The organism is Chromobacterium sp. Panama, assembly GCF_003052555.1.
In the GTDB taxonomy this organism is placed as follows: Bacteria; Pseudomonadota; Gammaproteobacteria; order Burkholderiales; family Chromobacteriaceae; genus Chromobacterium.
Genome location: NZ_QARX01000001.1, coordinates 3,344,401 through 3,356,924, shown reverse-complemented (window position 1 = coordinate 3,356,924; position 12,524 = coordinate 3,344,401). Strand labels below are relative to the sequence as shown.

Here is a 12,524-nt window from a genome sequence, read left to right as displayed (position 1 = left end):
GGGAGGCGGTTCGGCGCGGCGGCTTGACGGCCGGCGGCTGGGCGTCGGCGTCCGCTTCCGCGGGCAGGGGGGCTTGGGGCTGGTTTGTGTTTTGTGTCATGCAAGCTCCTTTGCGAGGGATAAAACCATGCTACTCCCATGGAAAACCGGTGTCGATGCGCGCGCTTTGGCGCGGCCGGAACACCGTTGGAGTCCGCAATGGGCGTTTTGTCACAAGGCAAAGCTTTTCATGCCGATTTCATGCATATTCATGCCATTGTGTTTTGACGGCGGAGCGGACTATGTGGGCGGTTGAGGTGAACGGGGTGTCGAAGAGCTACTGGATGGAGCAGGTGAGGGTGCCGGCGCTGGCCGATGTCAGCCTCAAGATCGCCGCGGCGCGCTTCACCGTGCTGTCCGGCCAGTCCGGCAGCGGCAAGACCACGCTGCTGAATCTGATCGGCGGCATAGACCGCGCCGACGTTGGAGAAATCGAGGTGGCGGGACAGGCGCTGAGCCGTTTGAGCGATGACGCGCTCAGCGATTTTCGCGCGCGCCACATCGGCTTCATCTTCCAGAACTTCAATCTGATGCCGGTGTTGTCGGCTTTCGAGAACGTCGAATACCCGCTGCAATTGCAAGGCGTGCCGGCGCGGCAGCGGCGCGAGCGGGCGCTGGAGATGCTGGCGGCGGTGGGCTTGGCGGACAAGGCGGCGCACCGGCCCGGCCAGCTGTCCGGCGGGCAGCGCCAGCGGGTGGCGATTGCGCGCGCGCTGGTGCACGAGCCGGCCTTGGTGCTGGCCGACGAACCCACCGCCAATCTGGACAGCCAGACCGGAGCGTCCATCCTGGCTCTGTTGCGCCAATTGCAGCGAGAACGCCGAGTGGCGGTGGTGTTCTCCTCGCATGACCCGCAGGTGATCGCGGCGGCGGACGAGCGTTACCTGGTCAGCGACGGCCGGGTCGGCGTCTTGAACGCGGGGGAGGCCTTGGCGTGAACACCTTGAAACTGGCTTGGCGCAATCTGCTGCGCAACCGTCGCCGCACCTTGGCGACCTTGTCCACCATGATCATAGGCCTGGTGGCGGTGCTGCTCTTCGGCGGTTACAACCGCACGGTGCAATACGGCTTGCAAACCGGCATGGTGCGAGCGGGCGGCCATCTGCAGGTGCAGCACCGGGATTACTTCCTGTACGGCAGCGGCAATCCGGCCGCTTACGGCATCCGCGACTACCGCGCGGCGATGCGGCTGATCGAGAACGATCCGGTGCTGCGGCCCATGCTGACTGTGGTCACGCCCACGCTGAGCCTGGGCGGCATCGCCGGTCATTATTCCGCCGGCGCCTCGCGCACGGTGATTGCGCGCGGCAGCGAGGTGGACGCGCAGAACCGCTTGCGGCGCTGGGACGATTACGGCTTCAACGACAAGCGCAAGCCGGTGGCGCTGACCGGCACCGCGCCGAACGCGGCGGTGATAGGCACCGGGGTGGCGCGGGTGCTGCAACTGTGCGCGGCCTTCAAGCTCAAGGATTGCGCGCCGCCGCCGGCTCCGCCGGGCGGCAAGGATCTGCCGGCCGATCTGGAGGCCTTGGCCGCGTCGGCGCCGCCGGCCAGCGTCCGCGACGATCAGATCGAACTGCTGGCCGCCACCGCCGCCGGCGCGCCCAATGTGGCCCGCTTGCAAGTGGCCAAGGTGGAGAGCCAGGGCATCAAGGAGCTGGACGATATGTATGTCGGCCTGCATCTGCGCCAGGCGCAACAGCTGGTGTACGGCCAGGGCGAGCCGATGGCCACCGCCATCGTGTTGCAGCTGCGGCACACCGCGCAGATTCCGGAGGCCGAGGCGCGTTTGCGTCAGCTGTTCGCCACCAGCTTGCGCGGCCAGCCGCTGGCGGCGCACGACTTCGCCACGCTGCAGCCGCAATACGGCCAGATCACCGGCATGTTCGGCACCATTTTCGGCTTCCTGGCGGTGTTGATCGCCTGCGTGGCGCTGTTCACCATAGGCAACACCATGAATATGGTGGTGCTGGAGCGCACGGTGGAGATCGGTACGCTGCGGGCGATGGGCCTGCGCCGCCGCGGCATCCAGCGGCTGTTTCTGTGCGAAGGCTGGCTGCTGGGCCTGGGCGGCGGGGTGCTGGGCATCGCGCTGGCGCTGTTGCTGGCCTGGCTGATCAATCACGCCGGGCTGACCTGGCTGCCGCCGGGGCAGGTGGACCCCAGCCCCATCCTGGTGCGGGTATGGGGGGAGTGGCGGATGATGGCGGTGACCGCCGGCGGTTTGATGGCGATGGCGCTGCTGTCGTCGTGGTGGCCGGCGCGGCGGGCGGCGGCGGCCAATATCGTGGAGGCTTTGCGTCATGCGTGAAACGTTTGGAATCTCTACCGGCATGAAGACGACACGCTGGGCCGCGTTGAGCGTTGCCCTGTGGGCGGCGTCGGCGCTGGCGGCGCCGGACGCGCAGACCATCCTGGCCAATAGCGACGCGGTGCGCAATCCGGAACGCTCTTTCGGGCTGGTGGTGTCCCTGGTCAGCTATAAGGACGGCAAGCAGAACGAGGCCAGCGCGCTGGCGGTGTATTCGCGCGCCGATCAGAAAAGCGGCCAGTTCCGCAGCCTGCTGCGTTTCATCAATCCCAAGCGGGACGCCGGCAAGCTGATGCTCAAGAGCGGCAACAATCTGTGGTTTTTCGATCCGGCGAGCAAGGCCAGCGTGCCGATTTCGCCGCAGCAGCGGCTCTTGGGCCAGGCGGCCAACGGCGACGTGGTCACCGTCAATCTGGCGCTGGACTATCAGGCGGCGCTGGCCGGCGAGGAAACGATACAGGACGGGGACCGCCAGGCGCGGCTTTGCTACAAGTTGCGGCTGAGCGCGCGCAATCCCGGCGTCACCTACCACGCCATCGATCTGTGGGTGGACCGCGACGGCTACCGCAGTCGCAAGGCGCAGTTCTACGCCGAAAGCGGCGGTTTGCTGAAGACCGCGTATTACCGCGCTTACCAGCCGGTGCTGGGACGCGAGCGCCCAACCGAGACCGTGATCATAGACGGCCTCAATCCGCGCTGGATCACCGTGCTGCGCAACAGCCAGTTCGCCTGGCGCGAGGTGCCGGAAGCCTGGCTGCAGCGCGATTATCTGCCGCGCTTCCGGGCCGAATGACGATGCGGCGGCTGGCGTTTGGGCTGGCGCTGGTCTGCGCCGCCGCGCGGGGCGCAGACGCGTCGCTGGAGGAGGACGCGCTGCGGCTGGCCGATCAGACCCGGATGGAGGATGACAAGCCGCGGGATCTGAAGCTTCAGCTGGAGGCCGCCGCCTTGTCGCCGCGGCCGGGGGAGGACGGCCAGCGGCTGTCCTTCGATCTGCGCTGGGACGGCCGGCTGAGCCCGGCCTGGCGCGGCGTGCTGGCCAACCGGCTGGATTGGCGCTTCGCCGGCTCGCCGCGGCGGGACCACGGCGTCAACACCTTGAAGGAAGCGTATCTGAGCCGCGAGTTCGGCGTCGAGACGATGATGGACCTGGGGCGTATCAATACCCGCTACGGCGTGGCCGTCGGCTACAACCCCACCGATTTTCTCGGCGCGGGCACCGTGCGCTCGGTGGTGTCCGCGGACCCGGACAGCCTGCGGCAAAACCGCTTGGGCAACGCCATGTTGCGCTGGCAGAAGCTGTGGGACCGCGGCTCCTTGACCGCGATCTGGTCGCCCAAGCTGGGGTCGGGGCCGAATCCGGACGGTGCCAGCCTGGACTGGGGCGCCAGCAATCCCCGGCAGCGGCTGCTGTTGGCCGGCAGTTATCGCTTTGCGGAGAACCTCAATCCGCAATGGCTGCTGTTGCAGGAGCAAGGCCGTTCGCCTCAGCTGGGCTTCAATCTGTCGCGCGTGCTCGGCGACGCCACCGTGGTCTATCTGGAATGGGCCGGCGGCCGGCAGCGGACCGATTGGAGGCAAAGCCTGGGACGGCCGGATTCGGCCTGGCGCAATCGCCTGTCCGGCGGTTTGAGCTGGACCGGCGCCAACAAGCTGAGCCTGACGCTGGAGGGACAGCAGGACGGGGCGGCGCCGGACCGGGACGAATGGCGCGCGCTGCGCGCGAGGCCCGCGCTCTACGCCGCCTATCGGGCGGGGGTGGGCGCCGGCGGCGGCCTGCCCACCCGGCGCGCCGCCTTGCTGCGCGCGCATTGGCAGGATGCGCTGGTGGACGATCTGGACGTGACCGCGATGCGCAGCTTCGACCTGGTGGACCACAGCGGCATGAATTGGGCGGAGGCCCGCTATCACCTGGGGCCGGCGGATCTGGCCTTGCAGTGGCAACGCTTCGACGGCGCGCCGGACAGCCGTTACGGCGCCAGCCCGGCGCGGCGGGTCTGGCAAGTGCTGTTCGACTATTTCTTCTGAGCGCCTGTTCACGATCCGCCTCGCTGCGGCGAAGCCTTGCAAACCCCTTCGAAATTCCCGTGCTTCGTACGGCTATTCCATTTTCTCCGCCGCAGCGCCCTGTCTCGTCCCGGCTCGCGACCGCGCGGACAGCCCTGAGTCGGCGCGCGTGATGACCGCCGCGCCGCGGGAAGGCATGGCGAGCGGCGGGGAAAGCAACCATAGTGATGTGTGGGCGACGCGATGTCGCTAGGCGTCGATAGGATCCTGACGGAGGGGGACGGGCATGGGCATGAATACGGCGGCCGCTTTGCAAACGTATCTGCGTTCCTGGAATACGGCGGGCTGCCTGCACGGCGTGGCCGCCGTCTCGCTGGCCGACGGCGAACGGGTGGCGGTGGCCGGCGGCATGGCCGATCCCGGCCTGGGCGTGGCCAACGAGAAGGACACCGTGTTTCGCATCGGCTCGCTGAGCAAGAGCTTCACCGCGGCCGCCTTGCTGCAGCAGGTGGCCCAGGGGCGGCTGGAGCTGAGCGACAGCCTGGAGCGCTTCTTCCCCGATTTCCCCAATGCGGCGGGCATCAGCCTGCATCAATTGCTGAATCACAGCGCCGGCACCGCCAATTTCACCAGCGCGGCCGAGTATTGGCCGACGCGGATGCGGCTGGCGCACCGGCCGCAGGAACTGCTGGACTGGGCGCACGCCTTGCCGCCGGCCTGCCCGCCCGGCATCGCCCACGCTTACAGCAATACCGGCTATTTGTTGCTGGCGGCCATTGTGGAGCGGGTCGCGGATCAGGACTTCGCCAGCTATCGGCAGCAGTACCTGTTCCGGCCGCTGGGCCTGGAGCGCACCTATGTCGACGACGGCCGCGTCATCCTGCCGCAAGCCGCGCGCGGCCTGCATCCGGGAGCGCCATGGCGCTACGCGGAACCTATGGACATGTCGGTGGCCTGGGGCGTTTACGATCTGGCCTCCAGCGCCGGCGATCTGTGCCGCTGGCTGGAGGCCCTGCAGCGGGGAGAGGCGTTGCCGGCCCGGCTGGCGGCCTTGATGCTGGACGTGGGGGCCTTGGAGTACGCCTACGGGTTTTACGGCGAGGACTGGACGCTGGCCGGCCGCCGGCAGCGTCTGGCCCAGCATTTTGGCGACGTCAACGGCTTCTTCGCCTTCATGAGCGTCTTGCCCGGCGGCGGCGGCGTGGTGGCGCTGACCAACGCCTTCGGCTCGCCGGTGGAGCGTTTGGGCAGGGATTTGGCGCGCATCGCCAGCGGAGAAACGCTGGAAGCGCTGCCGCCGCCGGGACGGCAGCAGCCGGACGAGCAGTTGTTCGTCCCCGGTCGCTATGAGAACGGGGAAGGGGCGTGGCTGGAGTTGTTTTACAACGAGCACGGCTGCTATGCGCGCAGTCCGCGCCGTTACGACCTGCCCATCGCCTACCCGTTGACGGTGACGGCGCAGACGCCGCAACTGGCGCGCGCCGCGGTGCTGCCGGAGACCTTGTTGATAGAGGAAGGGACCTTGCAATGGTGCGACGCGGAGGGGGTGACCAGGCGTCTGCGGCGGCAGTAGGCGGTTTGTCCGGCGGGATGGCGTGGTCTATCGTGAGAACAGACAAAACCAAGCCAGCTTTCGAGTCGAGGCCGAGAATTGACGGACTTTAAACAAGGGGCGCGGGGGTGGCGTTTCCGGGCCTTTCTCGCTGTCTTTCCATGGCGCGCGTGCGGGATGGGGGTTCTGGTGCCCTTGCTGGCCCTGTCCGCGCAATGGCTGTTGTGGGACTGGGTCCGCCCTTACGCCTGGTTCCTGTTTTATCCCGCCGTCTTCCTCTCCGCCATGCTGGGCGGGCTGGCCGGCGGCCTGGTCGCCACCGCCTTGTCGGTGCCGCTGGTCTGGTATCTGTTCATCCCCCCGCAATGGAGCTTCGCCATCGCCCGGCCGGCGGATGCCGCCTCCATTGTCCTGTTCGCGCTGTGCGGCTTGATGTTGAGCCTGTTCAGCCAGCGCCTGATCAGCCGCCGTTCGCGCTGGGCGGAGAGCGAACTGACGCGTCAGCAGGCCTTGTTGCACGCCATCATCGACAACTCCACCGCGGTGATTTTCGTCAAGGACGTGGACGGCCGCTATCTATTGGTCAACCAGCGCTATCCCGAGTTGTTCCATATCAGCGCGGAGGCCATGCGCGGCTTGCGCGACGAGGATCTGTTCCCGCCGGAGGTGGTGGCCAGTTTGCGCAGCGCCGACTTGGAGGTGTTGAGCAGCGGGCAGGCGCGCGAATACGAGGAGACGGTGCCGCAGGACGATGGCCCGCACACCTATCTGGTGTACAAGTTTCCCCTGCGCGACGCCAAGGGACGAGCCTACGCGGTGTGCGGCATTGCCTCCGACATCAGCGCGCGCAAGCGCGCCGCGGCCGAGCAGAGGCAGCGGGAGGAGTGGCTGCGGGAAATGAGCGCCATCGCCCGGGTGGGCGGGTGGTGGTTCGATCCCGCCAGCGGGGACGGCGGCTGGACCTCGGAAGTGGCCCGCATTCACGATCTGCCGGCCGACGAGCCGATCAACACCCGCATTGGACTGAGTTTTTTCCACGGCGAAGACAGACAGCGCATCGAGGAGGCCGTGCGCCGGGTGGTGGAGGAAGCCGAACCCTATGATCTGGAGTTGCAACTGCTGAGCGCAAGCGGCCGGCGCAAATGGGTGCGCGTGTCCGGCAGACCGGTGCTGGCGGACGGCAAGGTGGTGTCGGTACGCGGCGCGATGCAGGATGTGTCCGAGCGCAAGGCCATGGAAAACGCCTTGCTGGAGAGCGAGGAAAGGCTGTCGCTGTTCATCGAGCACGCGCCGGCGGCGCTGGCGATGTTCGATCGCGACATGCGTTATCTGGCCGCCAGCCGCCGCTGGCTCGACGATTACCGTTTGGACGGCGAGACGCTCATCGGCCGATCCCACTATGAGGTGTTTCCGGAAGTCCCCGCCGTCTGGCGGGAGGTGCATCGGCGGGCGCTGGCCGGGGAGGTGATACGCGAGGAGGAGGACCGCTTTCTGCGCCTGGACGGCGCGGCGCAGTGGCTGTGCTGGGAAGTGCGGCCATGGCATGCGCGCGACGGATCCATCGGCGGCATCGTGATCTTCACCGAGGACATCACCGTCCGCAAATCCATGGAAGAAGAGCGCCACCGGCTGGCGGAAGCGCTGGATCAATCGGCGCAGCCGGTGGTGATGACCGACGCGGCCAAGAACATCTTGTACGTCAACGCCGCGTTCGGCGAACTGATGGGGTATCCGATGGGCGATTTGCTGGGCTCGTCGATCTCCCGCTTCATCCCGGACGACCCGGCGAGGAGGGCGGAACGGGCGGCGCTGGAACGGCAGGTGGTGGAACAAGGGCGCTGGAGCGGCGAACTGGCCCGCGTCGCCCGCAACGGCGAAATCATCCCGGTTTACGCCTCCGTCACCGCCATGCACGATCTGTCCGGCGCGTTTTGCGGCTTTTTCGGCACCTATAACGATTTACGGCCGTTGCGTGAAAAAACCCAGGCGCTGGCCAGCGCCGAAGCGCGGTATCGCAGCGTGCTGGATCATGCGGCCGACGCGGTCTTGGTGGCGGACGCGGAAGGGCGTTATCAGTACGCCAATCTGCAAGCCTGTCAGCTATTGGGCTATGAGGAAGCGGAAATCCTGGCGATGCGGGTGGGCGATTTCAGCGTCGACTCCGCCGCGGGCGACGCGCAGTCCTTGTTCCGGCGCCTGCTGTCCGACGAGCAGCTGAGCGCCGAGATGCTGTTGCGGCGCAAGGACGGCGCCGAGGTGCCGGTGGAAGTGAACGCGATCCGCCTGCCGGACGGCGGGGTCTACGGCGCTTTCCGCGACATCACTCTGAGACGGCAGGCGGCGGAACGGATCCGTCAGCTGTCGATGGCGGTGGAACAGAGCCCGGAGAGCGTCGTCATCACCGATCTGGAGACGCGGATCGAATACGTCAACGAAGCCTTTGTCCGCAATACCGGCTACAGCCGGGAAGAAGTGATGGGGCGAACGCCCAATCTGCTCAAGTCCGGGCTGACCCCGGCGGAAACCTATGCCGAACTCTGGGAGGCGCTGCGGGCCGGCAAGCCGTGGAAAGGCGAGCTGTTCAACCGGCGCAAGGACGGCAGCGACTATGTGGACTTCGCCCATATCTCGCCTATCCGTCAGCCGGACGGCAGAATCAGCCATTATCTGTCCTTGCAGGAGGATATCAGCGAGAAAAAACGCCTGGGCCTGGAACTGGACCAGCATCGTCATCATCTGGAAGAGTTGGTGGCGATGCGCACCGCCGAGGTGCGCGCCACCAGCGCCAAACTGCAAACGACCCAGTTCGCCATGGACAGCGTGGGCATAGGCATACATTGGGTGGACGTCGCTAGCGGGCGGCTGATCTACGTCAACCGCTACGCGGCGCAATTGCTGGGCTACGACATCGAAGACATGCTGCGCCTGAACGTGTCCGACATCGTGCCCGACACCACGCCCGACCTTTACGCGCGCACCGTGGAGCGCCTGCGGCAACAGAGCCGGGCGCAGTTCGAAACCTGGCAAAGAACGCGGGACGGGCGGCTGGTGGCGGTGGAGATGATTTTGTACTATTTGCCGGACACGCCGGGCGCCTCGGACACCATCATCGGTTTCGTCACCGACATCACCCGGCGCAAGGAAACCGAGCAGGCTCTGGTGCGCGCCAAGGAGGACGCGGAAGCGGCCAATCTGGCCAAGAGCGCCTTCGTCGCCAATATGAGCCATGAAATCCGTACGCCCTTGAACGCCATCATCGGTTTCACCCACTTGCTGATGCGCACCCAGCCGCGGCCGGAGCAGCAGGCCAAGCTGGAAAAGGTGCTGGTGGCCAGCGGGCATCTGCTCTCCATCATTAACGACATTCTGGATCTGTCCAAGATCGAAGCCGGCAAGTTGTCGCTGGAGCGGACCGACTTCTCCGTCGGGGCGCTGTTCGACCATGCGCGGTCGCTGATCGACGAAGCGGCGCAGGCCAAGGGCTTGCGCGTGGAGATCGATTACGCCGGCGTGCCGCCGTGTCTGCGCGGCGATCCCACCCGCCTGCGCCAGGCCTTGCTCAACTACGCCGGCAACGCGGTCAAATTCACCGAGCGGGGCACGATAGCCCTGCGCGCCCGGCTGCTGAGGAGCGAGGGCGAGCGCCTGCTGCTGCGCTTCGAGGTGCGCGACACCGGCATAGGCATTCCCGCCGACAAGCTGGCCGGCCTGTTCCAGGCGTTTCAGCAGGCGGACGATTCCACCACCCGCAAATACGGCGGCACCGGCCTGGGGTTGGCGATCACCCAGCGGCTGGCGGCCTTGATGGGCGGCGAAGTGGGGGTGGAAAGCCGGGAAGGACAGGGCAGCGTGTTTTGGCTGACCGCCTGGCTGACCCTGGGGCGGAGCGTGGCGGCCGAGCCCGCCGGCGTGGAGCCGGACGAGGTGGAGGCCGAACTGCGCTTGCGCGCGGACGCGCGGGTGCTGGTGGTGGAGGACGACGTCATCAACCAGGAAGTGGCGCTCTGGCTATTGGGCAGCGTCGGCCTGAGAGCCGAGCTGGCGAGGAACGGCCGCGAGGCCGTGGAGTGCGCCGCCGCGGGCGAATACGATCTGGTGCTGATGGACGTGCAGATGCCGGAACTGGACGGCTTGGAGGCGACGCGCCGGATCCGGGCCATGCCGAGCTGGGAGCGGGTCCCGATTCTGGGCATGACCGCCAACGCCTTCGACGAGGATCGCCAGCGTTGCCTGGAGGTCGGCATGAACGACTTCGTGGCCAAGCCGGTGGACCCGGAACAGCTGTTCGGCTTGCTGCTGAAATGGCTGCCGTCGATGATTCCGCCCGAGAGGATCCGCGTCGATCCGACGCCGGAAAGCGGGCGCCGGGAACAGTTGATGAGGCTGCCCGGCGTGGACTTGGAGGCGGGCCTGCGCATCGTCGGGGACGACCTGGAGCGTTTTGAGCGCTTGCTGCGCAAATTCGCGGGCATGCACCGCGACGACTTGGCCAGGCTGCAGGGCCTGGCGCGGGCCGAGGAGGGCGAGGAGGCATGCCGTATCGCCCATTCGCTGAAAGGCGCCGCCGGCTCCTTGGGGCTGGTCCGCATCCAGACCGAGGCGGCCGCGCTGGAAGCCGTCTTGCGGCAAGGGCGGCTTGAGGAGGCTATGCCCGGCATGCAGGCGCTGGGCCTGGAGTTGACGGCCTTGTGCGCGGCCCTGGACGCCTTGCCGGCAATGGCATAAGCGCGCCAGATTCTGGCCTTTTCATGCAACTTGGCGCAGCTTATTGAGTCAATCAATAGGATGAAGTCATTTTTTCCGATGGCCGGCGGCCATTCCGGTCGCCGGCCGGGCGCGAAGATCCGACCTGGCGTTGGACGCGAGGCAGGCTGGCGCCGATGCGCCGAGGACGCGGAAGGTTTCTCTACATGAATATCCCTTTAGGCACTATCGAAGGCTTCTACGGCAAGCCGTGGAATTGGGCGCAGCGGGAGCTGCTGGTCACCACGCTGGCGGCGCACGGCTACCGTTTCTATCTGTACGCGCCGAAAGCGGACGCGTATCTGCGCCGCCAGTGGCAGCTGGACTACCCGGCGGAGCAGGAGGCTAGGCTGGCGGCGTTCGCCGCTCATTGCCGGCGGCAGGAGGTCGGTTTCGGCATGGGGCTGAGCCCGTACGAAGCGTATCTGGATTTCAACGACGAGGCCCGCCAGGCGCTGGCGCGCAAGCTGGAGCAACTGCAGCGCATCGGCGTCAGCCAACTGGCCATCCTGTTCGACGATATGCGCGGCGATCTGCCCGATCTGGCGGAGCGCCAGGCGGAGATCGTCGCCTGGGTGCGGCAGCGCTGCGCGGTGGAGCGTTTGTTGGTCTGCCCCAGCTATTATTCCAGCGATCCGGTGCTGGACCGGGTGTTCGGCCAGCGCCCGGCCGGCTATCTGCAGCAACTGGGCCAGTGGCTGGCGCCGGACATCGACATTTTCTGGACCGGCGAGGAGGTGTGCTCGCGCGAAATCTCGCCCGGACACCTGCTGCAAGTGGGCAAATGGCTGGGCCGCAAGCCGGTGTTGTGGGACAACTACCCGGTGAACGACGGCGCGCGGATGTCGCAATACCTGCATCTGCGCGGCTTCACCGGGCGGTCCGCGGCCAACGCCGAGCTGCTGGCGGCGCATGGGATCAATCCGGCGCAGCAAGCCGCGCTCAGCCTGATTCCCGCGCTGACGCTGGCGGACAGCTACCGCTTGGGGCCGCGCTATCAATACGGCGCCTCGATGCGCCGGGCGGCCCAGGTGGTGGCCGGCGAGGAACTGGCCGACATGCTGTGGCGGGATCTGCTGCTGCTGCAGGACGTGGGGCTGGATCAACTGGGCGAGCGCGCGGCGGAACTGCGCGCGCGTTACGCGGCGGTGGAGCACCCTTGCGCGCACGAAGTGGTGGCCTGGCTGGATGGCGAGTATCGGATCAGCGAGCTTGAGGTGCAGACTCAGTAGGGAGGCTACTTGGCGTTACATGCCTTTACAACTGACTAACAGACGGGGGCGGGCCGGGACGCCTAGGATGAGCAGCAAGGAAACACCAAAGCCTGGCGTCGCGGCCGCACTGAGCAGACGGACGCCCCCCTGACCCGACTGGAGAATGTCATCATGAAAAAACTGAGCCTGATCGTACTGTCCGCCGCTTTCGCCCTGAGCTCCGCCGCCGGTTTCGCCGCCGAAGCCGCCAAGCCGGCTTCCGCCCCGGCCGCCAAAGCCGCGCCCGCCGCCAAGAAAGCGCAGCACAAGGCGGTGAAGAAGCACGCTTCCGCTCCGGCGCAGAAAGCCCAGGCGGCCAAGGCGGAAGCCTCCGCCCCGGCCAAGGCCGCCAAGAAGCCGGCGCAGCACAAGAAGCACGTCGCCAAGAAAGCCCACAAACAAGCGGCCTCCGCTCCGGCTCAGAAAGCGCAAGCGGCCAAGGCGGAAGCTTCCGCTCCGGCCAAGGCCGCCAAGAAACCGGCGCAGCACAAGAAGCACGCCGCCAAAAAGACCCACAAGAAAGCCGCGGCTTCCTCAGCCAAGTAAGCTGAAAGAGGCCGCGCTCAGCGCGGCCCGAACGGGGACGAAGGGAGGCTCAGGCCTCCCTTTTTGCATGCGC

The 12,524-nt window shown here is 66.9% G+C and carries 8 protein-coding genes; all 8 read left to right on the top strand.

Translation table 11 applies throughout. The features are described 5' to 3' along the window. Positions 1-281 precede the first annotated feature (281 nt). Positions 282-977: an ABC transporter ATP-binding protein gene (locus DB032_RS15110; protein ID WP_107800209.1), complete on the top strand. Its 696-nt coding sequence runs from the start codon at positions 282-284 to the stop codon at positions 975-977. Further along, a complete protein-coding gene (locus DB032_RS15105) occupies positions 974-2,350 on the top strand; it encodes an ABC transporter permease (RefSeq protein ID WP_107800208.1) in 1,377 nt (458 codons plus the stop codon). The genes DB032_RS15110 and DB032_RS15105 overlap by 4 nt, the downstream gene beginning before the upstream one ends. A 22-nt stretch (positions 2,351-2,372) precedes the next feature. Next, positions 2,373-3,143: an outer membrane lipoprotein-sorting protein gene (locus DB032_RS15100; RefSeq protein ID WP_107800207.1), complete on the top strand. Its 771-nt coding sequence runs from the start codon at positions 2,373-2,375 to the stop codon at positions 3,141-3,143. A gap of 2 nt (positions 3,144-3,145) precedes the next feature. Then, a complete protein-coding gene (locus DB032_RS15095; protein WP_199225911.1) occupies positions 3,146-4,378 on the top strand; it encodes a hypothetical protein in 1,233 nt (410 codons plus the stop codon). Between the two features lie 265 nt (positions 4,379-4,643). After that, positions 4,644-5,930: a serine hydrolase gene (locus DB032_RS15090; protein WP_107800205.1), complete on the top strand. Its 1,287-nt coding sequence runs from the start codon at positions 4,644-4,646 to the stop codon at positions 5,928-5,930. Positions 5,931-6,086: 156 nt separating this feature from the next. Next, a complete protein-coding gene (locus tag DB032_RS15080; protein ID WP_146176692.1) occupies positions 6,087-10,634 on the top strand; it encodes a PAS domain S-box protein in 4,548 nt (1,515 codons plus the stop codon). A 185-nt stretch (positions 10,635-10,819) separates the two neighbouring features. Beyond that, complete coding sequence (locus DB032_RS15075; protein WP_107800202.1) at positions 10,820-11,884, top strand: beta-N-acetylglucosaminidase domain-containing protein; 1,065 nt, start codon at positions 10,820-10,822, stop codon at positions 11,882-11,884. Positions 11,885-12,037: 153 nt separating this feature from the next. Beyond that, positions 12,038-12,451, top strand: a complete 414-nt coding sequence (locus DB032_RS15070; RefSeq protein WP_107800201.1) for an acid-shock protein — start codon at positions 12,038-12,040, stop codon at positions 12,449-12,451. The last annotated feature ends 73 nt before the right edge of the window (positions 12,452-12,524 follow it).

Coding starts and splice junctions, on each gene's coding strand:
- DB032_RS15090 (WP_107800205.1), top strand. CDS start 4,644: ATGGGCATGAATACGGCGGCCGCTTTGCAAACGTATCTGCGTTCCTGG.
- DB032_RS15070 (WP_107800201.1), top strand. CDS start 12,038: ATGAAAAAACTGAGCCTGATCGTACTGTCCGCCGCTTTCGCCCTGAGC.
- DB032_RS15080 (WP_146176692.1), top strand. CDS start 6,087: ATGGGGGTTCTGGTGCCCTTGCTGGCCCTGTCCGCGCAATGGCTGTTG.
- DB032_RS15110 (WP_107800209.1), top strand. CDS start 282: ATGTGGGCGGTTGAGGTGAACGGGGTGTCGAAGAGCTACTGGATGGAG.
- DB032_RS15075 (WP_107800202.1), top strand. CDS start 10,820: ATGAATATCCCTTTAGGCACTATCGAAGGCTTCTACGGCAAGCCGTGG.
- DB032_RS15095 (WP_199225911.1), top strand. CDS start 3,146: ATGCGGCGGCTGGCGTTTGGGCTGGCGCTGGTCTGCGCCGCCGCGCGG.
- DB032_RS15100 (WP_107800207.1), top strand. CDS start 2,373: ATGAAGACGACACGCTGGGCCGCGTTGAGCGTTGCCCTGTGGGCGGCG.